A 25161-nucleotide genomic window follows, 5' to 3' on the forward strand; every position below is an offset into this window, starting at 1 on the left:
GTGATGGCGGCGCGGGCCAAGGTTCTCACGGTGGTATGGCCGGAGAAGCCGACGTTTCCGGACTGGCTGCAGGCGAGGCGGCGGCAGCAAGTGGTTTGGGCCAGGGCGGTTTCGGTGGGCTCGGTATCGGCAACCCGGGTTCATACGGTGGACAGGACACCGTCGGCGCACCCGGGGCAACTGGTGGTGCCGGCACCACGTCTGGTGGAGAGGCTGACGTTGCCGGGTTGGCTGCAGCCGAAGCGGCCAGCAAAGCAGCGGCAAAAGCGGCCGCAGGAGAAGCCCTGACCGACGCAGATATCAGTGCAATGGTTACGGTCACGCAGGACGCCAACCTTGCAAAAAGCCTGACCGCTGAAACGCTGGCGCAAAGCTATATGTCCACGTCCAAAGCCTCGGACGTCGATAAATCCGAACTGGCCGACAACTACCTGGCCGCACTCGTTGCCCGAGGAGATATCAGCGAGTCCGATATCTCATCCAGCGACACCATGGCAAAGATAGTATCGTTTGTTACCGATTTTGCGCTTAGCAAGTCGGTCGTTCCGGTCGCTGGTCAACTGGCCAGCAAGATCGGCTTGTCGCCGATTGTCGGCAACCTCGCCAGCTTGGTCAGCACGGAGAGTTTTGTGGTCAGTGAATCCCGGCAGTCATTTGCGCAGCACCAAGCAGCCAAGGCACTCGGGCTATCCACCGAATCGACCGTTGCGACGCAGGCCGGAGGCAGTTCTGGTGGAGAGCAGCAAACGGCATCCAAGGCCAATGCTGGCCCGGCTACTACGCAACCGGCAACGAGCACGACCATGGCTATCAAGGAAACCGCGGCGGTGAAACCGACGCTTGCCGAGCGTCAGGATCTGGGGCTGATTGGCACCGGCAGGCGTGGGACGATCCTCACGGGACCGGAGGGCCTGTCCGACGAGCATGACCCGAAACTCAAGCGCAACACCCTGCTCGGAGGGTAGTCCGGGCGATCAAAATCAAAATGAAAGGAAAGTACCATGACAACAGACGGAACAAACAATGTCCCCGGAGACGGCAAGAGCGATGATTACGACTTTACTGACTCGAATCCCAAACCTGATGGAGATGGCGTTCTCCGCGGTGAGGACGGCCGGCCATGCTTGAAATTTGATAACGGGCCCCAGGCGGAGCCCGAGGACCCCGTGGGCGAGACCATCGAGCGGTTCGGCGAGAGCGCAATAGATGAAGTGCGGGATTTTATAAAAGAATTTCGAGACGACGAAAACGGCGAATGTGATTTGCGGACCCTCGAAAGGAACAACCTCTATCATCAACCGGAAGTGGTTGCCGGCTTCGTCGAGCGTCTGGACCAATTGAGGGAACTGAAAAAGTATTACGATGCCGAAAGCCCACATACAGCTGGGCGAGAGCGGTTTAAATACAAATCCATGATTAGGGGCATTCTCCTCGCTGCTTTGGAAGACGGAAAGTCTCGTTTCGTAAAGAAGCATGGCCCGTTGAGCATGTAAAAAAACATGCGCCCGGTAGCGGCAATGCGCCGGGCGCCACCAGGAGGTGAAAAATGAAAATCCCGAGATATGAGAGACTGGTCGATGCGCCCAGCAAGACCATGCAGCCGGCCAGCAACGTCCGCATGCCGCTGAACGATCCGGCCAACTCCGGCCTGAAAGAGGCTGCGGCCGTTGCCGGTGGGATCAGCGAGCAGGCGCAGCAGCGGTATGAGCAACGCCAGCACGAGCGCCGGGCCATGGGCGTGGCCGATGCCGTTTCTAAAATCAGGCAGTTCGAAACGGAGTCGATCATCCCGTTGTACTCGCTTAAAGGCAAGGATGCCATTGGTGACATAAATGATCCGGAGAAAACGCCCGGGATTTATCGGCGCGGTAAAAAACTCTATGAGGACGAAATCGAGCGAATCCGCGGAAGTATTTTGGATCCAAAAATTCAAGCGGCTTTCAAGATCAAAGCGTCAACAGTTTTGTCCGACGCCCTGGAAAGCCTGGCACGCCATGAAGCGACCGAACACCAGATCCTAAAACAGAACACCTACGAGACGACGCTTGCCCAGCTGGTTCAAAACGTTTCGATCAATTGGAGCAATGCGGATGTCCTGACCAACTCCATCGAAGAGATCAAGACACTGGCGGATGAAACCTTTCCCGGGCTCGACATGAGCGTTTCAAAGCAGGCAGCAGAGTCAGCTCTCCGGGCAACAGCTATAAAGCGCATGGCTGACGTTTCTCCACAAACCGCTCTCAACCATCTCAAAGCCTGGAAAGATAAGCTGTTGCCCGATACCTATGAGCAGCTCAAGAACCCAATTCTGTCCGAGGCTGTCTTTGATGCCGCAATCGCCACGCACGGCACCGATTATGACGCGATGCTCGATTCGGTTTCGAAATCTTCGCACTCCCAGGACGTCAAAACCACCGTTGCAAGCTGGATACGCTCCAGGCGGGCAGAACATGAGCGCAGGAACACAGAGGCCCTGAAGCAACGCCGGGTGGAGGGCTATAATAAATTTTGGGGGTACATGCGCGAAGGCAAACAACTGCAGGCCATGAAAGTGGCCGGCGGTCTGAACAGCAACGATTTTACTCAGCAGGAAATCAATAACTTGGAACAGTACGCCCGACAGGTGGTCACCCAAAACAACGACCTGCTTGAGAAGGATCTGCACGTTAAAATCCGGACGGGCGCGATCACCGACATGCACCAAATTTATGCCATGCCGGAAATGCAACAGCTTACTGTCGAATCGCTCCGCAGGCTTGAGGGAACCATCCAAGAGGAGGCCAAGCTACCCAGCGGATATAAGGCCGGAATCGATGCTTTAGAGCAACGCTTTGACAGGGTTTTCAAGGATACCGACTATTACAACATGAAACCGCTGTTCCTGAGTGAGTTGCTCACTGACATTGAGCGCGAGGAGGCCAGCCGGAAAAAGAAACTTTCCACTCAGGACATCATCAGCATAGGCAATCAACTGCTGGACCTTCACACAGAATCAATGCCCTGGTATCGCCCGGATAAAAAATATCGGCCGTTCGAAAATATCGCAGATGAGTACGGTAGCAACCAGGCGCAGGATAAAGAAGCGGCTAAGCTCATGACTCAAAAGGTGGATCAAATCGATCCGCATGTACGCGACGGCATCATCCAGACGCTGCAGCTATCCGGCCGGAAACCTTATACAGAGCACATCTGGAACCTGTTTAAGCATGCACATCCAGCCGATGCGCTGAAGATCGAGGAGACGTTTCCTGGCGCCGGAGATACGATACATTGAGGCGATGCTTTGCGTGTTTCTATGAGGCTAAATAGATTGATATATAGGGGGGGTTGATGAGGCCTTTATGCTCAAAATGCGGCTCTAAGCTAACCGGACTCGTTCGTCAGCACCGGCACGATGATCGTCATATCCGCGAAGTCTGGCAGTGCACCGAGTGTTCGCACGATTTCATCAGGATCGAAGAGGGGGCACTACAAGAACCGGCGCGGTTTTGTCCGGATGGCATCGGGGAGCCCGGGCCGTACAATCCGTTGAAGCACTTGCGGCGGGATCGATCGTGAAGAAAGACCAGGGCACCCGCGATCCGTTTTGCGCTCATTACCGAAAATGCCTAAACCGCTGCGCTCGTGACGACACAGCTATGGACTGCGTTGGATGCCCGATGTACGCCCCCGGTCGTATCGAGCTTACCACAGAAGACGTCAGAGCCTGTCTGAAGCTCATATCTACTGTTTTTGGATCCTCGGCTAGCATTGGCATTGATGAAACGGCGAGGCGAGGCGTGTCACCGTTTGCACATGCTGACATCCCGTATGTTGAGGAGGCCTAAAATAGTCGATTATGCCGGATTATGGCCGAATATTTGAGCTCATGAACGCTTAGCTCATGCGAAACGATCTATTCAGGTGGGGTTTTTCCATGCTTGGATAGAATGTCAAAAATGGCCTCTTCGAGCAGATCATTGACACGGCAATCTTTTTCAGCGGCCAGGATCTTTAATTCACGAATCAGGTCAACCCTAATTGTAGTGTTGTAGCCTTTGCGTTTTATCTCGTTCATGGTCACCATGTAGCAAATAAAAAGAAATATAGCAATGTAGTTAAAAAAACCTTGACGCAAGACAGCTATTCAACTACATATCTATATATAAAGTCAATTCATTCCAAAACCGCGACAATGACAATCAGATTTCAAAATAATGCCTGGATGCCCGTATCGGTAACGAGCGGGGCCGTTGTCGCGACGGTGGAAACATCCAGGCGTTTTTTTATGAAAGGAGCGTCACAATGGAAATCAGAAAAAATTTTAAGGACCGGACGGAGTTGATGCTGCAGGAACTGCGTACCATCAAGGCCATGGTCGCAAGCTCACGCGAGACCTTGGATGCTGATGACGGCCAGTCCGTCGATGCAACATGGGGAAGGAACCAGGCCGCCGTTGCAGTGATGGGCGATGTTGAGCACCGAATTGACATGCTCATTGAGGATGAAAAAGACTTTGAATAGTGGCAGAGGGTGGAGAGATTCAGTTCAATGCAGTCATTTCGAGCTCAGCGCAGCGGGGTATCCCTCTGCAAAAAATCAAATCGGCATTTTTGGACAAAACTTAAGCCTGGCCTCTCCGGGGGCCGGGCCAAAGGAGGATCTCATGGGAAACCAAGCCACTTATCAAAAGAGCACAGGGCTCTCCCTGGATGATCTGCAAGAAATGAAACGATTGATCAACAGCGCCGCCGAGATCCTGGAAAATTCGGAGAGCAAAACGCCAACCATGCCCACGGAATCAATTGAGCGCCTCATGAGCACCATGAGGCTCAAGCCGACGCGTCACTGCAGCAAATCATAGCCTCTCGTGGGGAGCAACGGACGGGACACATCCGCGAGCTGCTCCACCACAACTCGATGGTTTGTTTCTATCGGCGCCAAGTTGAGTCTAATGCATTAAAAGGAGGGTGCCATGGCTAAAGTAAGAAAACGCGGAAAGACCTGGCAGATTGACTATTTCGATCCAAATGGCAAACGTGTAAGGAAAGCCTTTAAAAAAAAGAAAGATGCCGAGGCTGAGTTGGCCAAACGGGTGTCATTGATCGCAGAAGGACGATACCTGGATGTCAAACGAGAATGCACTACGGTCTTAAAGGTCCTGCTGGACAAATACGAAGAGAATCATAAGCACCAACCGAGCTACAAAACCTGCAAGCAATATTTTATCGATGACATTCGCTCTCGGTTCGGCGATGACACGCTCATATCAAACATCAGGTATGTGGACCTTGAAACCTACAGAAATCACCTGATGAACACATTAACCAAGCACAAGAAAAAGCGCTCAGTGGCAACGGTCAATAAGGCAATTGGCTGCCTGCGGCATGTATTCACGAAGGCCGTTGAATGGGAGATGGTCGAAAGCAGCCCATTCGATAAAGGTCGGCCGCTTGTCAGGAAAGAAAACAACAAACGCCTGCGGTTTTTGACTGAGGAAGAGATTCCAAAACTGCTGAACGCATGCCCTGTCTATCTTCGGAACATCGTCGAATGCACGCTCAACACAGGAATGCGCCGCGGCGAGGTATTGAGTCTGAAATGGGATCAGGTCCGGAATGGGTTCATCTACCTCACGAAAACCAAAACCAATGAGGCCAGGCAAATCCCCATCAACAAGGACTTGGACAACCTATTCAAGAGGATCAGAAAGAAGGATCACCTTACCACTGAATACGTATTTAATTACCAGGGGACGCCGGTGGCTGACGTCAAAAAGGCATTCGCAACCGCATTGAAAAAGGCCGGCATCGTGGATTTTCGATTCCATGATCTGCGGCATACCTTCGCCAGTCACTTTGCGATGCGGGGTGGGTCACTCAAGGATTTGCAGGAACTGCTTGGCCACCGGACGATGACCATGACGCTACGCTACGCCCATTTGACCCAGGAGCACAAAAAGAAAGCGGTCAACCTGCTCAATGGGTTGACCGCTTCAAAAATCATTTGTCACAAAACTGTCACATCTCAGAATCCCTCCAAATGTTCCAGCCTGTAACTTATTGATTTTGTGGTAGGCGCGATTGGATTTGAACCAACGACCTCTTCCGTGTCAGGGAAGCGCTCTCCCCCTGAGCTACGCGCCTACATGAAGTGACTCTGCTACCATCTGCACGCGGCCCTGTCAAGAAAAATGAGGTGCTGCGGATACCCCCATTTACACCTCCTGCTGAAGAATCTGAATACCGACGTAGACGTAATGAAACCCGGAAACCACAGTCAGGGTTCCGGTCATCCACACCAGTGGAATCTGCAGCGCATGGAAACCGGAAAAAGAAGATGTCAGCAGAGAAACGACCACCACGGCGAACTGGGCAACCGTGGTGCATTTGCTGGCCATGCTGGGTCGAATCCGATACGGTTTCTCGGTGAGAGAAAAAATGGCGATTCCGATGACGATCAGAACGTCCCGGGAAAGCACGATCACCGTCAACCATTCGGGGAGGATTCCCTGGATGGCCAAACATACGAAGGAGGAAACCAGAAGAACTTTGTCCGCCACCGGATCCAAATAAGCACCCACAAGGGTCTTCTGGTTGAACCAGCGGGCGATAAAGCCATCCAGCCCGTCGCTGATGCCTGCCAGGCTGAAGACCACCAAGGCCATGGTCAGGTGCTCCCGCAACAACAGAATGACAAACAGCGGCGTCATCAGCAAACGGGCCAGCGTCAGGGTATTGGGAATGTTGACGACTGTGTTGGACCGTCCGCTGTTCATAGCCGTCGCATTATTGGTGCACCAGCCGAATGCGGACGACTTCGGTGGTTACCTCGTAGATATCGAGACCGAAGCCTTTGAACGTTTTCAGCAGCAGCGCGTCGGCCAGGGATCGTGCCGTCCCCTGATAACTGACGGCCATCACGGCCTTGTCACTGGACATTTCACGCATTTTCAAGTCCTTGACGCCGGACAGGGTGGCAATCGCGGTTCTCAGTCGCACGAAGCTGGCAATATGGCCGCCGGTTCCCTCCACCTCCACCAGGATGGCGGCACTGCGATCCTGTTCCTGCTGCCAGGCCACCATGATCTGACGTGCCAGCGCATCGCCGGCTGCAGCACCAGCCCCGGACAGGGCCTCGCGCCCGCCCGCAAACGCATCCTGGCCGGAAACCACGAATTTCTGACGCGTACGAGCAACCGATTTACCGCTTTGGACGCTGAGGGCCCGCGCTTCGACAACCGCTTCATAGGCAGTAATGGTGCCCCCCAGGGTGTTCGGCGCCGGGGCGGCCGTGCCGCTGCCGGCAACAACGATGTCTGCGCCCAGGCGTTTGCCAAAGGCTATCATCTGCTCATCGGATACCGTCACGGGCAGTCCCGGCGGCGTGCTGATATCGGGTGGATCCATGACGACAAATCCGCTTGTCCGCAAGGCTTCAGCCACCGCCGCTTCGCTGATCGTCCGCTGCTGCAGACGGCGGTCCCCCCACCAGTAGGCAAAATCTTCATCGTTGACGTTTTTTTCGGCCATCATGAATACAATATGCGGATACGCTGCGCCGGACAGGGCCAAGCCCAGCCGGGAAAGATCGCGGCTGACCCGGTCGACGGAAATGTCCACCTGCACCAGCGTCCGGATCGTATTTTTCAATACCGATTCGGTCAGCACCCGGTAATTTTGGATATATTCTTTCGGTCGCTCCAGAAGGTTGTCGTTGATCACCTTGAATCGCCGAACCACGGTTTCACCGGTCAACATTTCCACGACCACCTGGCCCACCGCGGCGACCAGGGCATCGTCAACCGCATTCTGCCGGGCTTCTACCAATTCATTTCCATGAACAACGGCGGTACCCAGCACGTTTACCTGTTTGACCACCGGCCGGGAAGTTCCATGGCCGGCAGCGGGGACGAATGCCATAGCAACCAGCAGGCCGATGGCCCCGATCCATTTTCTCATCGCATTATGTTTGAACATGGGTCTATCTCCGGCCCGCATCTTGGCAAAGCGGGCAAAGTGCCCCGGAACACGTCGGGACGAGGTTCTGAAAACGCCTATTGATATAATTTTCGGTTACGCTTTTCGAACCAGCGCATAATCGGCAATATCCATCAGCAGTTTCCGGGTCGGATGGTTGTCGAACGGTCTCAGGACAGCCTTGGCGGCCTGAATATGAGCCGCCGCCTGCTCCCGGGTATAGGCGATTCCGCCGTACTTTTCCAGGCAATCCACCAACCCTTCGAATTCGTCCGCGCCGAAATCCGGATTCTTCAGGACCGCCAGCATCCGCTCACGATCCGCATCGGATGACCGGGACAGGGCGTGAATCAACGGCAGGGTCAGTTTGCCCTCCCGCAGGTCGGCGCCAGCATGTTTTCCCATCGTCGCCAGGTCCTGGGTGTAGTCCAGCAGGTCATCGGCCATCTGGAAAGCCAGACCCAGGTGATGGCCGTAGTCGTTCAAAGCCGTTACCCGGATAGGTTCCGCACCGGCAACCAGAGCGCCGGTCCTGCAGGCCCCCTGGAACAAAACGGCCGTCTTGCAGCGGATCACCTCCAGATATTCTTCTTCGGTCAGGGTAATGTCGCCTTTCTTCTCCAACTGGCGAATCTCTCCCTGAGACATGTTCTCGGTGATGCCGGCAATGGTTTCAATCACCTCGCACAACCCGGTGTCGGCGGCAATGGAAAGCCCGCGGGCCAGCAGAAAGTCTCCGGTCAGCACCGCCGTGGGGTTGTCCCAGACCTGGTTGGCCACTGTTTTTCCCCGCCGCATTTCGCTGCCGTCCACCAGATCGTCGTGCAGCAAGGTGGCGGCATGCAGGTATTCGAATATGGTGGCAAAGCGGGCGTCCCGATCACCGGAATAGCCGCACAGCCGCGCACACAACACCATCAGCAGTGGCCGGAGGCGCTTTCCCCCGGCAAACAGGATGTGCCCGGCCACCCGGGACACCAGATCGAAATGGGGGTTGAGGTTCCCGGCCAGTTCCCTTTCGATACGCTGCAGGTCGTCTTGAACGGCCGCCAGGATTTTCTGCTTCAGGCCAACGGTCATAGGGCGTCTCCGATAAGATCGTACTCCAGGGCATCCGTTATGCGAACCCGGGTCGGTTGTCCTACCATAACATCAGGGCCGTCCGGACCGATCCGAACGAAGGTCAGGCCGTCCACCTCGGGCGCCTGGCGCATGGAGCGCCCCTCAAAAAGATGGGGTTCGCTCTGATTCTCGACCAGTACCGGCACCGTTCGGCCGACCATGGCGGTCAGGTTGTCGGCCGAAATCTGCATCTGTTTTTCCATCAACGCGTCGTAGCGCATCCGTGCCACTTCCGCAGGAACGTGATCGGGCAGCCGATGGGAGGGCAGATCCTCGGCATCGGAATAGGTGAAAACCCCAAGGTGATCGAAACGAACCTGTTCGATGAAATCCATCAACGTCTGAAAATCGGCCTCGGTTTCTCCGGGAAACCCGACAATCAGGGTGGTCCGGATGGCTGCATCGGGCACCGCGGCCCGAATGCGGCCAAACAGATCCAGCATCTGCCGACGGTCGTAATGGCGGTTCATTTTCCTGAGAACATTGGCGGCCGAATGCTGAACGGGTAGATCGAAGTAGGGGCACAGATTGTCATGGTCGGCAACAGCCTCGATCACACGGTCTGTGATGCTTTCCGGATGGCCGTACAGAAACCGGATCCAGGTCTGGCCAGCCAATTCCGCCAGGCTTTTCAGCAGGGTGTCGAATCCCATCCCTGCATGTAAATCCTGACCGTAGGCAGTGGTGTCCTGGGCCACCAGGTTCAACTCCCGGACCCCATCGGCAATCAGTTCCCGGGCTTCTTCCAGGATTTGTTCAGCGGGCCGGCTCTTCTGGCGGCCCCGCAACTGCGGGATGATGCAGTAGGTACAGCGGCGGCGGCAGCCTTCGGCAATTTTCAGGTAGGCGGTGTGGGCCTGCACACGCTGACGCGCCGTTTTTGGATCCATGGGAATGCTGTCCGGATCCGGCAGCAGGCAGCTACCCCGGGGCATTTTTCCGGCCACCGCATCGGCAATGCGGGTAAAAGCACCCGTGCCGAGGAACTGGTCCACTTCGGGAAGGGCATCGACAATGGCATCGCGAAATCGCTCCGGCAGACACCCGGCCACCACGAGTCGCCGGCAGCGTCCCGTTTTTTTATGTCGGGCCAGTTCGAGAATCGTGTCAATGGATTCATCGATGGCCGACGCCACAAAGCTGCAGGTATTGACAACGATAACATCCGCCCGGGCCGGCTCCTGAACCATGGACCATCCGGCCAGCCGCAGTTGGCCGGCCATGGTTTCACTGTCCACCTGGTTGCGGGCACAGCCCAGACTTTCGATGTAAAGACGCGTCGAATCCAACGGGTTTTCCGATTCTGGCAAAAGACTATAAAACCGCCATGATTCTCAGTTCATAGCAGTGTTTCAGCATCGGAATCATCTACCAGCAACCCTGTTAAAAGTCAAAAGGCCGCCCGAATATTTCGGGCGGCCAATCCCATTTACAGCGGCAGGATACGAGAATAGCGATCAATGCCATGCATTGGGTATACTTGAAAATAGTCCCGGTTTTGCTTCGATGTCTTCAGCCCTTGAGTTTTTCGATCTCCGCCGTGATCGCCGGAACAACCTCGAACAAATCCCCAACGATGCCGTAATCGCATTTGGAAAAAATTGGCGCCTCGGGATCCTTGTTGACGGCCACCACCACCCGGGAGGACGCCATGCCGGCCAGATGCTGAATGGCCCCGGAAACACCGCAGGCCACATACAGGTTGGGCGCCACCACTTTACCGGTCTGGCCCACCTGGTCGGAAACCGGACGCCAGCCTTCGTCCACGGCGCTGCGCGACGCACCCACGGCACCGTCCACGGTTTTGGCCAGGTTCTCGACCACGCAAAAATCCTCGCCTCCCATGCCCCTGCCACCGGTGATCACTACATCGGCCTCGGTCAGATCGATCTTGCCGGATTCCATGTGTTTTTCAACAAGGGTCAAGACGGTGCCTTCCAGGCTGACGGCCACCGTTTCCACCTCGCCGGCCCCCGATGCCGCCACGGCCTCCATGGCCCGTGGACGAATGGCCACAATGGCCGGGCTGCCGGAGAGACTTGCATCGGCCAGCACTTTGCCACCATACATGGGCCGGGTGGCCACAACCTGATCGCCGTCCACGCGCACATCCACGCAATCCATGGCCAGCGGCGCCTGGAGACGGGCGGAAAGACGGGCGGCAATGTCCTTGCCCAGCGAAGTGGCTCCGATCACGATTACGGCCGGATCGCACTGGGCCACGATCTGATCGACGGCCTGGGTGCAGGCGTCGGGCAGGCCGTCATTCAGGCCCGCATCGCTGGCGACCAGGATACGGTCGGCCCCGTATTCGGCCGCCTGACCGGCAATGGCCTCGCCTTCGGCCCCCATGACCAGGGCGGTTAGCGGCCCACCCAATGCGTCTCCGATTTTTTTTCCGGCAGAAATTGCTTCAAACGAAATATTTTTAAATGCACCTTCTACCTGTTCGGTAACAGCCAGAATTCCTGTTGGCATGATTGTTCTCCCTTTATTATGGATGGCCCGGCCGTTGCGGGCATGGTTGGGTTGACGCAAACCTGAATTCGTTCAATTGAACCGTTTTCGAGCTTCTCGTCAAATAACCTTGGCCTCTTCTCTCAAGGCCTTGACCAATGCCGCCGCCTTGTCGGCTGCCGTGTCGCCCTCGATGATCCGTCCGGCCGTCCGCTGGGGAGGCAGGCGCATGGCAATGGTCTTCACCAGAGGATCTCCGGGATCGGTTCCGGTTTCCGAGAGCGGCCGGGTGTCGATGGGTTTTTTCTTGGCTTTCATGATGCCCGGCAGGCTGGCATAGCGCGGTTCGTTGAGTCCGCGCTGGGTGGTGATCAGCGCCGGCAGAGCTGCTTCCAGAACGAGGGTGCCGCCGTCCACGGTACGGGTACAGCGAATCTTGCCGTCTACCACTTCCTGTCTGATCACCATGGAAATGTGAGGAATGTTCATCAACTCGGCAACTGCCGGCCCCACCTGGAAGTTGTCGTCATCCACGGCACGGTGCCCTGCGACAATCAGGTCGAAGGTGCCTTTTTTCAGTTCTCCGGCCAGAACCTTGGCGGTCCCCAGACCATCTAAAAGCCGATCCCCGGGATCGATTCGGACGGCAGTGTCAGCTCCCATGGCCAAGGCGGTGCGCAGGGCCTCTACGGATTTTTCCGGTCCCAGCGTAAAAACGGTAACCGATCCGCCGGCTTCATCTCGAATCTGAAGGGCCTCCTCCACGGCCAGTTCGTCGTAAGGATTCATCACCCAGTTGATCCCTTCGGCCTTGATGGCAATATCGCCGTCGGCGATCTCGATCAGGGACTCGGTGGCCGGAACCTGTTTGAGCAGTACGGCTATTTCCACGTTTCACCTTCCTTTGGGTTTTCGGGTCCGGGGATGACGTATGAGCCTCCCGGCCCTTATTTAAAAGTTTTTATTATTGATACAAGCATTCGAGATTAAAAATTATTTTTACGGAGGGCCTCATTTTACATCAGCGGGGCAGTGCCAAGATTATTGGCTATTATTTAGCTACAATATAACTATTCAGCCCATAAAAATTTGTCAAGCGCTAAAACCGCTCCGCCGCCAACCATTGCGCTTTGTCGATATGCTCATCGGATTACGAAGCCCCGGGAGGGATGATCCACAAAGCGACCATCGGACTGTCGAACGACGATGAGGCATTCCACCCCCTCCAGTCGGTTGACGAGATCGATCCCCTTTTGCGAACCCATCACCATCAGGGCCGTGGCCAGGCCATCGGCCACCGTGCAGTTGGCGGCCACCACCGTGGCGCTCACCACCCCGTTTTCCACCGGCCGGCCAGTGCGCGGATCGAGAATGTGGGAGTATATCCGACCACCCTTGCGAAAAAAAATGCGATAGTCACCGCTGGTGGCCATAGCCCGATCAATCAGGGGAACCGCCTTGTACACGTCGTCCAGGGCCGCCGACCGGTCCGGACGATTGATCCCCACCATCCAGGGGTTGCCATCCCTGCGGCGACCGCGCGCGACGACCTCTCCGCCGATCTCCACCAGATAGTCGTTGAACCCGTTTTTCGCCAAAAGCCGGGCGATGGCGTCAACCCCATACCCCTTGGCAATGGAAGCCAAATCCAGGGTCAAGGCTGCATCTCGCTTGGCGATGGTGCCTGACGCATCCATGCGGATCCGGTCAAAGCCCACATTTGAGAGGGCCGTTTGAATCGCGTCCTCATTCGGAAGAGTGTCAGTCGGTCCCTTGCGGCCGAATCCCCACAGGTTGATCAGCGGGTCCAGGGTCCCGTCCCAGGCGCCTTCGGTCAACCGGTGCAGTTCGGCCGCGACGCGCAACACGGCGGCAAAGTCGTCGGATGGAGTAAAAGGCGTATCCGTTTCATGGATCCGGTTGAACCGGCTGATCTCGCTGTCCGGATCGTAGGTGGACATGCTGCGGTTGATTTCGGCCAGGCGTTGGTCAATGCGCGCCTGGAGATCGGTATCCGAGGTGAACCATCCGGCCACCACCTTGATATGATAGGTGGTGCCCATGGTCGCTCCCCCCAGCCTCATTTCCTTTTGCGGCAGGCAGGCGGTGCAAACCAGGGCCATCATCACCACAAGAGCACGGATAGTCATTCGAATGAAATTGCACTGTGAATAAAACAAAAAAAGGGCCACTTTCTATCAATCCTGTTAACATATGCGCGGCAGTTGCTCGCCAGTCAACATATCAACAATCCGCTCGCCGCCGATACGGGTTTTCATGAAAACACGGCCGGGACGATCTTCCACCGTTTCACCAATGATACGCGCCTCTCTACCGTATGGGGACTTTTTGATCACTGCCAACACCGTTTCGGCCTGGTCCACGGGAACAAAGGCCAGCAGCTTGCCCTCGTTGGCCACGTATAGGGGATCAAATCCCAGGAGGTCGCAGATCCCGGCCACTTCGGGCCGAATCGGCAGCCGGTCCTCGTGAATGCGGATGCCGACTCGGGATGCCAGGGCGATTTCGTTGAGAGTGGTCCCCACCCCGCCACGGGTGGGATCGCGAAGCACATGCACATCGCATCCTGTTTCCAGGATATCGGCCACCATGTGATTCAACGGGGCTGAATCGCTCTGCACACCGGATTCGAAGGCCAGCCCCTCGCGCTGCGTCAGGATCGTCATGCCGTGATCCGCCATTGTGCCGCTGAGAATCACGGCGTCCCCGGGCCTGGCATTGCCGCCGGAAACATGAATACGCTCTGGAATGACACCGATACCGGCCGTGTTGATATAGATCTTGTCCGCGGCGCCTTTGGGCACCACCTTGGTATCGCCGGTGACCACGGTGACGTCGGCCGCTTTTGCGGCTTGCCCCATTTGGCGGATCACCTTTTCCAGGTCCGCCATGGGGAACCCTTCTTCGATAATCATCCCCACGCTCAGGTACAGCGGCCGGGCACCGCACATGGCTACGTCGTTGACCGTGCCGTTGATGGCCAGATCGCCGATACCGCCGCCGGGAAAAAAAATGGGATCGACCACATAGGTGTCCGTGGAAAATGCGATGCGTCCGCCCACTAGATTCAAATCAGCGCCATCGTCCAGCATGGCCAGGGCCGGGTTGTCGAAGGCGGGCAGAAGCAGATCGGCGGTAAGACTGTGGGAAATCTTGCCTCCACTGCCATGGTCCAAAAGGATTTTGTCCGGTTTCATATCACTCCTCTCCATGGTAGCGGTAATAGGCCGCGCAGGTTCCTTCGCTGGAAACCATGCAGGGACCCACCGGAGCCATGGGATTGCAAACCGTTTTGTAAAGCGGGCACTGGGGGGGAATTTTCACGCCGGTCAGGATTTCGCCGCAGGCGCACCCCTTGGGTTCCGGCTTGGCCGCCACACGAATGTCGAACGCCCTGACCGCATCGAAGGCGGCATAGGTTTCGCGGATTTCCAGGCCGCTGGCAGAAATGGTGCCCAATCCCCGCCAATCGGCATCGGCCACCGCAAACACCTCGTTCATGACCGCCACGGCTTTGGGATTGCCCGCATCGGAGACCGCTCTCGGATAGGCGTTTTCCAAGGCCGGACGGCCGGATGCCACCTGGTCCGTCAGCATGGCAATACTCTGGAGCAGGTCGCTGGGCTCGAATCCGGCCACGACGCAGGGCACCCGGTGGGCATCGAAAAACGGCCGGTAGGCCTCGACACCGATGATCACGGAAACATGACCGGGCAGCAAAAATCCGTCGATATTCAGTTCCCCCGCGGCCAGCGCCTCCAGCGCCGGTGGAACGGTTTTGTGGGCCGACATGACGAAAAAGTTGTTCAACCCCTCCTGGTGGGCAGCCAGGATGGCGGCGGCAACGGTCGGGGCCGTCGTTTCGAAACCCACCCCCAGAAAAACGACCCGTTTGTCCGGATTTTGCCGGGCCAGATTGACCGCATCGAAGGTCGAGTAGACGATGCGCACATCGGCCCCTTCGGCCTTCTCCCGCTGCAGGGAGGAGCCGCTGCCCGGCACCCGGATAAGATCGCCGAAAGTGGCCACAATGGTGTCCGGCTGTCTGGCAAGGGCGATGAAGGCGTCGATTTCCCCCTGCGCCGTCACGCAAACCGGGCAACCGGGTCCGGACAACAGGGAAATGGTTTCCGGCAATAGCGAACGAATTCCGCTTCTGAAGATGGACACGGTATGGGTGCCGCAGACCTCCATGAAACGAACCGGTTTCCGGCACGCGCTGCTGATGCGCTGGACCAGATGCCGGGCGATCTTAGGGTCGTGAAAGTCATTGCTGTTTATCCCCATTTGCTCATCTTTCCAATGTTTATTAAAGACCGCGAGAGAGAGGATTTGGCAAGGCTATAGGGAGGAAGCTGTATTCGAAATACCGCGACGACCGATAACGCCGTCCAAATCCTTTCTCTCGCGGCCGTTCATGTTTGCAGCCGCCACCACCGCCTGCCCCAACGAAATCCCCCCGTCATTGGTCGGCACCAGACGGTGGGTGAGCAAATCGAAGCCGCTTTTCTCCAACACGGCGCCCATCCCGGTCAATAGGCGATTGTTTTGAAAAACCCCGCCGCTTAAGGCCACCCGGTCGATGCCCGTAGACGTTCGCAGGTGGCAGCACAGGTCATGGAAAAGCCGGATCAGGGTGTTATGAAAGCGGGCACTGATCGTCGACGGCGCACAGCCACTCTTCAGATCGTCAACAACCCCTTGGATGATCGAAGTAGTATTGATCGGAATAGAACCAATGCCCGTTTCCTTCCAGCTAAAATCGTAGTCGCCCGACACACTGTCGTCAGCGATCATCTCCAGTTCCATGGCCGCCTGTCCTTCAAAGGCCACATTATTGCGCATACCGACCATGGCGGCAATGGCGTCGAAAAGCCGGCCCAAGCTGGAGGTCAGCGGGCTGTTGATGCCCTTGTCCATCATCTGGAAGAGCACTGCAATCTGCTGCTGATCGATCTGTTTCAAAAAAGACAATCCCGAAAGATCGACTGCCGCCACGCCGGCTGCCCGCAGGTAGCCGAGGGCCATACGCCAGGGCTCCCGGATGGCGGCGGTACTACCGGGCATGGGTACGGGAACCAGATGGGCCGCCCGGGTGAACTCGCGACAGTCCGCGACCAGCACTTCGCCCCCCCAGATGGTGTTGTCGGTCCCCAGGCCCGTTCCGTCGAAGGCCAGGCCGATGACTGGCCCATCCACCTGGTTTTCCGCCAGGCAGGCGGCAATGTGGGCGTGGTGATGCTGCACCTCGACGATCGGAATATTCCCCAGTTCCCTGGCATAGCGGGTGCTCATGTAGTCCGGGTGCAGGTCGCAGGCCACCGCTTTCGGTTCGATGTCCAGGATACGTTTGAGATGATTCACCGTCAGCCGGAAAAAATCTTCCGTGGCCTGGTTTTCCAGGTCGCCGATGTGCTGACTGACAAAGGCCTGGCGGCCCCGGGTGAGGCAGACGGTATTTTTCAGCTCGGCCCCGCAGGCCAGAATGGGGGGAAGCTCATCCCTGAGAAAAACCGGTATTGGCACATACCCGCGGGAACGACGGATCGGCCGCATGTGGCCGGCGGCGTGCCGGACAATGGAATCGTCGGAGCGCAGATAGATGTCCCGATCATGGACCAGGTAGTCGTCGGCGATGTCGGCCAGGCGGGCAAGGGCTTCTTCATTATCGATGGCGATGGGCTCTTCGCTCAGGTTGGCGCTGGTCATCACCAGGGCGTCGAAACCGGCATCCAGCAGCAGATAATGCAGGGGCGTGTAAGGCAGCATGATGCCGAAATAGCGGTTGCGGGGAGAGACCGCTTCGGCGATGGGTGTAGCGGCTTTTTTTTCCAGTAGCACGATGGGCCGCTGGATGGAGCAAAGCAGTTCTTCTTCCGCTTCACTCACATGGGCGATGGCCCGTATTTGTCGCATATCGGCGCACATCAGGGCCAGGGGTTTTTCTTCCCGATGCTTGCGCCGACGCAGCCGTTCCACTGCCCGAGCATTGGTGGCGTCCACGGCCAGATGGAAGCCGCCCAGCCCTTTAACGGCCACAATACGACCCGCCTTGATTCGATTGGCCGTTTCCACGATGGGGTCGTCGGTTTTGACCGCCTGCCCCTGGCCGTCGCACAGGGTCACCCGGGGACCGCAAACCGGGCAGGCGTTGGGTTGGGCGTGAAACCGGCGATTTTCGGGATCATCGTACTCGGCCTGGCATCGGGGGCACATGGTGAAGTGGCGCATGCTGGTTTTGGGCCGGTCGTAAGGGATGTCGTCGATGATGGTGTAACGGGGGCCGCAGTTGGTACAGTTGATAAAAGGATAGCCAAACCGACGGTCGTTGGGATCCCGCATCTCGGCCAGGCAGTCATCGCAGACCCGTACATCCGGAGAAATCAGGGTCTGGCGGGTGGCGCTGCCCCGACTCTTGACGATGGAAAAAGCGTCAAACCCCGTAACAGCTTGCGATTCTTCGGTAATTTCGACGATGTGCGCCAATGGCGGCTTGCGGTGGGGGAGATCGTCGGTGAACTGCTGGATGCGGTCGGGTGGGCCTTCCAGGACCAGGGTTACACCCGTGGCGGTGTTGGCCACCTCCCCTTTCAGACCGTATCGGTTGGCCAGTTGATAGATGAAGGGCCGAAAGCCCACGCCTTGAACGATGCCGTTGATTTCCAGGCGTTTTGCCGAGGTTGCCGCCGTCATGACCCGATGGGGTACTCAGCCTTGATCCGGGTCAATATCGTCAACCATCGCCGCGGCCTCCCGCAGTAGCCTGAGAGATTCGGCCGCAGCGGCCGCATCCAGCTTCTGGATGGCGAATCCGGCGTGGACGATCACGAAATCGCCCACGGAAACATCCTCCATCAGCATCAGGCTGGCCGAACGCTGGACACCGTCCACGTCAATGGTGGCCATGCCGTCATTAATTTCGACGATTTTGGATGGAATGGCAAGGCACATGGGTTTCAGGCTCCCTCTTTTTTCGTGTAGACCACTTGCAGCCGGTCCAGTTCGGCCAGCACCATCTGAATCATATCATCGATGCGGTCCGCCGTTGCCGCCGTCAGATCCACGGACAGGGTTTCGATATCCTTAGGCTCAACGCCAACGATAACTGTTTCCGGCACCTTGTCAAGCGCCTGGCAAAGGGTCAGGGATTCGAGAAAGTCGATCTGATGCAGCGAATTTTTTGCCCGGATGCGCTCGGGAATCGCTTCGCCGTCGATGCGGTACAGGTCGCCGGGCTGGCCCCCATTGCGGATGACGTCCACAACGATGAGCTGATCGGCCTCGGATATGATGCCCATCAGGTTGATCCCCAGAACGCCGCCGTCGATCACGGATACATTGTCCGGAAAATCGTAGCGTTCTTCCAGCGCCTCTACCACTCGTACGCCAAACCCCTCATCGCTGAGCAGAATATTGCCGACGCCCAGAATCATGACATGTTCAGTGTTCATACCCTCGGTCTTTTCGCTGCGGTTGTGGGTCCAATTGAACCCGAATAGGTTTCAGGCCGGTACCTGGCTTGAAGCCAAGCTGTATAGGTAGCACCAAATGGAAACGGGTTCAAGGCATCTCAATGGTAAAAATCCCTTCTGTCCGTGGGAATCGCCAGGTTTGCCATGTTCAGTGAAACGTAACCCATTCGGTCGGCGATCACGGAAACCGGCTGCTGCCATGCGACCTTGTAGCCGCCGATCATGGCCGGAAACATCACCACAACATAATAGTTTCCGACAGGCACATCCAGAAAGGCGAAATTTCCGGTATCCGAAGATTCCGCATGGGCGATCAAGTAGCCGGGTTGGCTGCGATGCCGGGCGAACTGCTTGTAAAAATCGAGGTGCATCTGATTGATGCGGTCCAGGCGTCGATGGGTTTCCATGTCTTCCAGACCCGCGGCATGGGGAACCGGTATCTCCCGGCGGGTCAGAAAAACGGAAAGATACTCGCCGTAGATCCGTTGTCCGGCTTCATCGGTGATGCAAAGGCTGCCCAGAAGCCCCTGCATTGCCCCGGCGGGGGGTGCGAACCCTGCGCACAGCATCGCAAGCAGGCCCAAGAGTACCGGCCATCTAATGGTTCTACGGATAGATTGCTGACAACGTGGGGGTTGAACGTCCATGGCCGTCACCTCCTGCAGCTTGGTACACAAACCCAATGCTGATGGACTCAAAAAAGCCGCATTTCCGACGGGCTTCTAAAAAGGCCGAGATCAAGGCTTGCGAATCCTGAGGAATGAGGCGTACTTAAGGTACGCCGCAGTGACGAAGGATACGCGTAACGGCGATATCAGCCTTTTTACGAGTCCGTCGATATTGAAAATACGCTCAAAAGATGGAATAGTAAACTCCAATGTCAAGCATCCGAACCCGCCACCGTCTCAGGAGGCGTCCATGGATCGTTCATATATGGGAAAGGTGCTGTGGGTCAACCTGAGCACCGGCGTTCTTTCCACCGAACGCATCCCCGACCGAATTTACAACCGATTTTTATCCGGCACGGGACTGGCCTCCTGGCTGTTGTACCACCGCATCCCCGGCCGGGCCGATCCCCTGGGCCCGGACAATGTCCTGGGGTTCGTATCCGGGGTTTTGACCGGCAGCGGCTCCCTGTTCACAGGGCGCTGGATGGTGGTGGGCAAAAGCCCTCTCACCGGCACCTGGGGGGATGCCAATTGCGGCGGCAACCTGGCACCCGGCATCAAGGGATGCGGCTTCGATGCCATCTTCTTCACGGGACAAAGTGACCGGCCCGTCTACCTCTATGCCGACACCCGCAGGGCCGAACTGCGCGATGCAAGCCACCTGTGGGGCAAGGATGCCATCGAAACGGAAAAAATCTTGATCGATGACCACGGGAAAAAGCAGCGCGCCCGGGTGGCCTGCATCGGCATGGCCGGGGAGCGGCGATCCCTGATTTCCGGCATCGTGAATCACGGCGGCCGCCTGGCGGCCCGTAGCGGCCTGGGTGCCGTGATGGGGGCCAAACGGCTAAAAGCGGTGGTCCTGTGCGGCGCCCACCGGGTCAAAGTATACGACCGGAGGCAGATGAAAACCCTCAGCCTGAAATGCAACGAACACGTCGCTTTTCAGCCGCCTTTCCTGAACGGCACCATGACCGCTTACCTGGGCACCCTCATGCGGTTGTTGCCCACCCAGATGGAACTGGACGGCATGCTCTACAAGATCATGCTGAAAAAATGGGGCACCGTGAACCAGAACCAGATGGCCATCGAAACGGGCGACGCTCCGGTCAAGAACTGGAAGGGCTCCAACCGGGATTTCGGCCTGGAGCAGTCCAAACTCATCGATCCCGACGAATTCACCAAGCCGGTGGTGGCCAAATATTTCTGCTACTCCTGCCCCTTGGGTTGCGGCGGCATCAACCTTGCGCCCGACGGAAAGACCGAAGTCCACCGGCCCGAATACGAATCTACTATCGCCCTGGGCGGGTTGTGCCTCAACGAGGACGCGGAAAGTATCTACTACCTCAACGAACTGCTTAACCGCGCCGGCATGGATACCATTTCGGTGGGCGGTACGGTGGCCTTTGCCATCGAATGCTATGAAACCGGCCTGCTGACCACCGAGGAGACCGACGGCCTTAAATTGACCTGGGGCAATACCGACGCCATCGTTCAACTGGTGGAAAAAATGGTCAAGCGGGAGGGGATCGGCGATCTTCTCGCGGACGGAGCCAAACGGGCCGCTCGGCAAATCGGCAAAGGGGCCGACAAAATGGCCATTAACGCCGGGGGCCAGGAACTGGCCATGCACGATGGGCGCTACGATCCCGGATTCGCGGTTCACAACGTGGTCGAACCCACACCGGGAAGGCACACCATCGGCTCGTACATGTACTACGAAATGTTCCAGCTTTGGCGGCAAATGCCGGACCTGCCCGATCCCTCCCTGCTCTATTTCAAAGGCAGCAAATATCGGGCAAGCCGCGAGAAAGCCGTCATGGCGGCAGCCTGCAGCCAGTACATGAACGTGATCAACGGGGCCGGATGCTGTCTGTTTGGCGCTCTTTTGGGGGCCCATCGCATACCGGTATTCGAATGGCTCAACGCCGCGGCCGGTTGGGAAGCCACCCCTGAAGCGTACATGATCATCGGCCACCGAATTCAGGCCATCAAGCAGCTATTTAATATCAAGCAGGGCGTCTCGCCGAGAGATATCCGCATCAGCCGGCGGGTGCTGGGCGATCCTCCCCAAAAAGAAGGAGCCAACAAGGGGCGTATGGTTCCCCTGGAAAAGCTGCGACGCTATTATTGGCGGGAAATGGGATACGATATGGAAACCGGTGTTCCCACAGCGGCCTGCCTGGCCCGGTTGGGGCTGGAAGACGAGGCGATGTGACCATGGCCTACGAAATCACCAATCTCTGCGTGGGATGCGGGGTGTGCAAACGCATCTGCCCGGTGGACGCCATAACGGGGAAACGCAAAAAGCTTCATCACATCGACCCTTCCGTCTGCATCGACTGCGGTGCCTGCGGTCGCATCTGCCCCCACGAAAGCGTGAAGGATCCCGATGGAAACGTGTGCGAACGAATCCGCATCCGGTCCCGCTGGCCCAAGCCGGTCTTCAATCCCTCCCTTTGCATGGCCTGTACCATTTGCGTGGAGGCCTGTCCCACCAGTTGCATCGATTTGAAACCGGACCGCGGCTCCCGGGAAACCCTCCGGCGCCCCTATCTGGAAAACGAACGCCACTGCATCGCCTGTGGGTTTTGTTCCGCCGAATGCCCGGTGGATGCCATCGCCATGTCCGACGAAAAAGCCTGAATCCTTCCGCCGGCTGCTGTAGGGGCACGGCGCGCCGTGCCCCTGCTCGATTTCCCCAATAAACCCCACCACCGTAAGCAACGGGGGTATTCGCCCCAGTGCTTTGCAATAAAAAAACCCCCTCCCGAAAAAAATTCCGGGAGGGGGTTTGGCGATCAACGTGGTGCGTTACACCACTTTGAATTTATACACTTCGTTGGAGTCCGGATCGATCACATGCACGGCGCAGGCAATGCAGGGGTCGAAGGAGTGGACGGTCCGCAGCACTTCCAGGGGCTGTTTGGCATCGGCGATGGGCGTGCCGATCAGGGACTCTTCCACCGGCCCCAACTGGCCCTGCTGATCCCGGGGACCGAAGTTCCAGGTGGACGGAACCACATACTGGTAGTTGCCAATCTTGCCGTCCTCGATCTTGATCCAGTGGCCCAAAGCACCCCGGGGCACGTCGTTGAGCCCGACACCCATGGCGCTGTCCGGCATCTCGTAGGGCTCGTAGGTCTGGGTGTCGCCGCCCTTGATGTTTTCCACCAGCTCCATGATCCAGCCCTGCATGGCGTCGCCGATGGCGATGGTTTCCAGCCCTCTGGCAGCGGTTCTTCCCAGCGTGGAGAACAGGGCGCCGGCGGGAATGCCCAGCGTCTGAAGGGTGCTGTCCACCACCGGTTTGATGTCCTTATGGCCCTTGCCGTAGGCAATCAGGACGCGGGCCAGCGGTCCCACTTCGCAGGAGAGGCCGTCGTAGCGCGGCGCCTTGAGCCAGGTGTATTTACCGCCATCGGGACGGTATTTGGGGTCTTCCTGCAGGGGTTTGGTCTCTCCCTTGTACGGATGCAGGGCCGGACCGTCTTCGTACCAGGCACGGGTGACTTCTTCGGTGACCTTATCTTCATAGGCCATGTCGATGTTGGCCAGGTCCCGTTTCTTCACCACCCCTCTGGGCATGTAGAGGCTGTCCGGTTCGACGTCCGTCTGGGGGAAGTCGCCGTAAGCCAGGAAATTGGTGGTGCCGCCGATGGCGCCCCAGTCTTTATAGAAAGAGGCAACCGCCAGCAGATCCGGGATGTAGACATTTTTGACGAAGTCCTGGGTCTCTTTGGTGAGGTAGAGGAACTCGGCAATGCGGTCCGGGGTCATGTCGGCCACGCTGGTGACGCCGCCCACAACCAGGGACTGGGGATGGGGGTTCTTGCCGCCGAAGATGGCGTGCATGCGGGCCGCGCGGGCCTGCAGCCGCAGGGCCTCGATGTAATGCGCACAGGCCATCAGATTGGCCTCCGGCGGCAGCTTGTAGGCCGGATGGCCCCAGTAGGCATTGGCGAAGGGGCCCAGCTGCCCGCTGTCCACGAAGGTCTGAATGCGCTGCTGGACTTGTCTGTAGTACGCGGCGCCGCCCACCTGGGCGTTGCTGACGTTGTCTGCCAGGGCCGCGGTCTTTTTGGGGTCGGCCTTCAGGGCGCTGACAATATCAACCCAGTCCAGGGCGTGCAGATGATAGAAATGGACCAGGTGATCGTGCTGGTACTGGGCGCCGTGGAGCAGGTTGCGGATGAGGCGGGCATTTTTTGGAATCTTGAGACCGATGGCGTTATCCACGGCCCGCACCGATGAAACGGCGTGGACATAGGTACAGACGCCGCAGGAACGCTGCACGAAATGGTGTGCATCCCTCGGATCACGGCCCTGCAGAATCAGTTCGATGCCGCGGAACATCTGGCCCGAACTCCATGCATTGACAACCTTGCCCCCGGCCACTTCCACTTCGATGCGAAGGTGGCCTTCTATTCTGGTAATCGGATCAACAACTACACGTTTACCCATTATATTGTCCTCCCTTATTCGTTAAGGAATTGTTCGGTTATCGGTTTTACATCTCTTCGTAGAACGGGGTCATGGTGTCCCAGAAGTTGGGCTCACTGCAGCCAATGCATGGATGACCCGCCTCCACCGGCCAACTGGTGCCGTCGTTGAATTTGGCGATCGGACAGTTGTTGTAGGTTTCCGGACCACGGCAGCCCACCTTGTACAGGCAGTATCCCATAGCAGCCTCTTCACTGCCGAACTCCTCCACGAACTCTTCGTTTTCGAAATGGGCGCGGCGGGGGCACTGATCGTGAATGGTTTTGCCGTAAGCGAACAGCGGGCGCCCGCTTTCGTCCAGGTCGGGCAGCTTGCCCAAAAGGAGATAGTTGACCACGGTTCCCACCAGGTTGATGGGGTTGGGGGGACAGCCGGGGATGTTTAGGGTCTTGATGCCAATGGCATCGCCGACGCCTTTGTATCCGCCTGGGTTGGGTGCGGCTGCAGGAATGCCGCCATAGGAGGCGCAGGTGCCTATAGCGATCACGGCAGCAGCCTTGGGGCAAACATCCTTGGCAATTTCCAGAAAGGAGCGGCCGGCCACCTTGCCGTATCCGCCGTTGTACTTGGTGGCCACGGACCCTTCAACGACGCAAATGAATTTGCCGTTGTATTTCTCGACGGCGTGCTGCAACTGCTCCTCGGCCTGATGACCGGCGGCAGCCATAATGGTCTCGTGGTACTCGACGGAAAGCACTTCCAGGACCAGTTCGTCGATGTAAGGATACTGGGTGCGAAGCAGCGCTTCCGAACAACCCGTACATTCGCCAAAATGCAGCCAGATTACCGGGGGACGCTGGGCAGGAGCGGCGAAGACCTCGGCCACTTTCGGAACGTAAGCGGCGGACAGCCCCATGGTTGCCGTGAGGGCCGTGCAGTACTTCATGAAATCTCTTCGTGAGACGCCTTTCTCCTTCAGCCTTTCGTAAAATGATCTTTCCTTGTCCATTGGCACCTCCT

24 protein-coding genes and 1 tRNA gene are annotated in these 25161 nt (G+C 57.4%); 8 read left to right on the forward strand and 17 right to left on the reverse strand.

What is annotated here, in order from left to right:
• The first annotated feature begins 35 nt into the window (after nucleotides 1-35).
• Genes GN111_RS17585 through GN111_RS17595 form a run of 3 tightly spaced genes read left to right on the forward strand, consistent with a single transcriptional unit; the run spans nucleotide 36 to nucleotide 3274 of the window.
• Nucleotides 36-965 carry a hypothetical protein gene (locus tag GN111_RS17585; RefSeq protein WP_155305001.1) on the forward strand — a complete coding sequence of 310 codons (930 nt, stop codon included), beginning with the start codon at nucleotides 36-38 and terminating at the stop codon, nucleotides 963-965.
• Nucleotides 966-1001: 36 nt separating this feature from the next.
• Nucleotides 1002-1493: a hypothetical protein gene (locus tag GN111_RS17590; protein WP_155305002.1), complete on the forward strand. Its 492-nt coding sequence runs from the start codon at nucleotides 1002-1004 to the stop codon at nucleotides 1491-1493.
• 53 nt (nucleotides 1494-1546) lie between these two features.
• Entirely contained in the window at nucleotides 1547-3274 is a 1728-nt protein-coding gene (locus GN111_RS17595) for a hypothetical protein (protein WP_155305003.1), read from the forward strand.
• 621 nt (nucleotides 3275-3895) lie between these two features.
• On the opposite strand, the gene GN111_RS17600 is transcribed toward GN111_RS17595, so the two are convergent.
• On the reverse strand, nucleotides 3896-4057 hold the full coding sequence (locus GN111_RS17600) for a ribbon-helix-helix domain-containing protein (protein ID WP_155305004.1): 162 nt from the start codon (nucleotides 4055-4057) through the stop codon (nucleotides 3896-3898).
• A 227-nt stretch (nucleotides 4058-4284) separates the two neighbouring features.
• Here GN111_RS17600 and GN111_RS17605 point away from each other — a divergent pair, with 227 nt between their 5' ends.
• The 3 genes from GN111_RS17605 to GN111_RS17615 all read left to right on the forward strand — a co-directional run bounded on the left by GN111_RS17605 (nucleotide 4285) and on the right by GN111_RS17615 (nucleotide 6037).
• Entirely contained in the window at nucleotides 4285-4503 is a 219-nt protein-coding gene (locus GN111_RS17605) for a hypothetical protein (RefSeq protein WP_155305005.1), read from the forward strand.
• Between the two features lie 142 nt (nucleotides 4504-4645).
• On the forward strand, nucleotides 4646-4843 hold the full coding sequence (locus GN111_RS17610) for a hypothetical protein (RefSeq protein WP_155305006.1): 198 nt from the start codon (nucleotides 4646-4648) through the stop codon (nucleotides 4841-4843).
• 111 nt (nucleotides 4844-4954) lie between these two features.
• On the forward strand, nucleotides 4955-6037 hold the full coding sequence (locus tag GN111_RS17615; protein WP_155305007.1) for a tyrosine-type recombinase/integrase: 1083 nt from the start codon (nucleotides 4955-4957) through the stop codon (nucleotides 6035-6037).
• Between the two features lie 13 nt (nucleotides 6038-6050).
• On the opposite strand, the gene GN111_RS17620 is transcribed toward GN111_RS17615, so the two are convergent.
• The 14 genes from GN111_RS17620 to GN111_RS17685 form a co-directional block, all read right to left on the reverse strand.
• Nucleotides 6051-6125, reverse strand: a tRNA-Val gene (locus GN111_RS17620).
• Nucleotides 6126-6196: 71 nt separating this feature from the next.
• Nucleotides 6197-6757 carry a CDP-alcohol phosphatidyltransferase family protein gene (locus tag GN111_RS17625; RefSeq protein ID WP_155305008.1) on the reverse strand — a complete coding sequence of 187 codons (561 nt, stop codon included), beginning with the start codon at nucleotides 6755-6757 and terminating at the stop codon, nucleotides 6197-6199.
• 10 nt (nucleotides 6758-6767) lie between these two features.
• Nucleotides 6768-7958 carry a DUF2066 domain-containing protein gene (locus GN111_RS17630; RefSeq protein WP_170302353.1) on the reverse strand — a complete coding sequence of 397 codons (1191 nt, stop codon included), beginning with the start codon at nucleotides 7956-7958 and terminating at the stop codon, nucleotides 6768-6770.
• Nucleotides 7959-8054: 96 nt separating this feature from the next.
• On the reverse strand, nucleotides 8055-9038 hold the full coding sequence (locus GN111_RS17635) for a polyprenyl synthetase family protein (RefSeq protein WP_155305010.1): 984 nt from the start codon (nucleotides 9036-9038) through the stop codon (nucleotides 8055-8057).
• Complete coding sequence (rimO, locus tag GN111_RS17640) at nucleotides 9035-10369, reverse strand: 30S ribosomal protein S12 methylthiotransferase RimO (RefSeq protein ID WP_155305011.1); 1335 nt, start codon at nucleotides 10367-10369, stop codon at nucleotides 9035-9037. The genes GN111_RS17635 and rimO overlap by 4 nt, the downstream gene beginning before the upstream one ends.
• A gap of 223 nt (nucleotides 10370-10592) precedes the next feature.
• Nucleotides 10593-11558, reverse strand: a complete 966-nt coding sequence (locus GN111_RS17645) for an electron transfer flavoprotein subunit alpha/FixB family protein (RefSeq protein ID WP_155305012.1) — start codon at nucleotides 11556-11558, stop codon at nucleotides 10593-10595.
• Between the two features lie 99 nt (nucleotides 11559-11657).
• The gene (locus GN111_RS17650) at nucleotides 11658-12428 is read right to left on the reverse strand and encodes an electron transfer flavoprotein subunit beta/FixA family protein (protein ID WP_155305013.1); all 771 of its coding nucleotides are present in this window, start codon (nucleotides 12426-12428) and stop codon (nucleotides 11658-11660) included.
• Between the two features lie 251 nt (nucleotides 12429-12679).
• Complete coding sequence (locus tag GN111_RS17655) at nucleotides 12680-13687, reverse strand: FAD:protein FMN transferase (RefSeq protein ID WP_155305014.1); 1008 nt, start codon at nucleotides 13685-13687, stop codon at nucleotides 12680-12682.
• A 57-nt stretch (nucleotides 13688-13744) separates the two neighbouring features.
• Nucleotides 13745-14755 (reverse strand): hydrogenase expression/formation protein HypE, encoded by a 1011-nt coding sequence (gene hypE / locus GN111_RS17660; protein ID WP_155305015.1) that lies wholly within the window; start codon nucleotides 14753-14755, stop codon nucleotides 13745-13747.
• Nucleotide 14756: 1 nt separating this feature from the next.
• A complete protein-coding gene (gene hypD / locus GN111_RS17665) occupies nucleotides 14757-15845 on the reverse strand; it encodes a hydrogenase formation protein HypD (RefSeq protein ID WP_155305016.1) in 1089 nt (362 codons plus the stop codon).
• A gap of 54 nt (nucleotides 15846-15899) precedes the next feature.
• On the reverse strand, nucleotides 15900-18251 hold the full coding sequence (hypF, locus tag GN111_RS17670) for a carbamoyltransferase HypF (protein WP_155305017.1): 2352 nt from the start codon (nucleotides 18249-18251) through the stop codon (nucleotides 15900-15902).
• 15 nt (nucleotides 18252-18266) lie between these two features.
• Nucleotides 18267-18509 carry a HypC/HybG/HupF family hydrogenase formation chaperone gene (locus GN111_RS17675; protein WP_155305018.1) on the reverse strand — a complete coding sequence of 81 codons (243 nt, stop codon included), beginning with the start codon at nucleotides 18507-18509 and terminating at the stop codon, nucleotides 18267-18269.
• A gap of 5 nt (nucleotides 18510-18514) precedes the next feature.
• Nucleotides 18515-19009, reverse strand: coding sequence for a HyaD/HybD family hydrogenase maturation endopeptidase (locus tag GN111_RS17680; RefSeq protein WP_155305019.1), 495 nt, complete (start codon nucleotides 19007-19009; stop codon nucleotides 18515-18517).
• A 119-nt stretch (nucleotides 19010-19128) separates the two neighbouring features.
• A complete protein-coding gene (locus GN111_RS17685; RefSeq protein ID WP_155305020.1) occupies nucleotides 19129-19677 on the reverse strand; it encodes a carboxypeptidase-like regulatory domain-containing protein in 549 nt (182 codons plus the stop codon).
• Between the two features lie 271 nt (nucleotides 19678-19948).
• On the opposite strand from GN111_RS17685, the gene GN111_RS17690 reads away from it, so the two are divergent.
• Both GN111_RS17690 and GN111_RS17695 read left to right on the forward strand, forming a co-directional pair.
• Nucleotides 19949-21916 carry an aldehyde ferredoxin oxidoreductase family protein gene (locus GN111_RS17690; RefSeq protein ID WP_155305021.1) on the forward strand — a complete coding sequence of 656 codons (1968 nt, stop codon included), beginning with the start codon at nucleotides 19949-19951 and terminating at the stop codon, nucleotides 21914-21916.
• Between the two features lie 2 nt (nucleotides 21917-21918).
• Nucleotides 21919-22344 carry a 4Fe-4S binding protein gene (locus tag GN111_RS17695; RefSeq protein WP_155305022.1) on the forward strand — a complete coding sequence of 142 codons (426 nt, stop codon included), beginning with the start codon at nucleotides 21919-21921 and terminating at the stop codon, nucleotides 22342-22344.
• Between the two features lie 168 nt (nucleotides 22345-22512).
• Here GN111_RS17695 and GN111_RS17700 read toward each other — a convergent pair whose 3' ends face one another.
• Both GN111_RS17700 and GN111_RS17705 read right to left on the reverse strand, forming a co-directional pair.
• Nucleotides 22513-24162: a nickel-dependent hydrogenase large subunit gene (locus GN111_RS17700; RefSeq protein WP_155305023.1), complete on the reverse strand. Its 1650-nt coding sequence runs from the start codon at nucleotides 24160-24162 to the stop codon at nucleotides 22513-22515.
• Nucleotides 24163-24208: 46 nt separating this feature from the next.
• Nucleotides 24209-25150 carry a hydrogenase small subunit gene (locus GN111_RS17705; protein WP_155305024.1) on the reverse strand — a complete coding sequence of 314 codons (942 nt, stop codon included), beginning with the start codon at nucleotides 25148-25150 and terminating at the stop codon, nucleotides 24209-24211.
• Nucleotides 25151-25161: the final 11 nt, after the last annotated feature.

Origin of the sequence: Desulfosarcina widdelii, assembly GCF_009688965.1 — a bacterium.
Taxonomy (GTDB): Bacteria; Desulfobacterota; Desulfobacteria; order Desulfobacterales; family Desulfosarcinaceae; genus Desulfosarcina; species Desulfosarcina widdelii.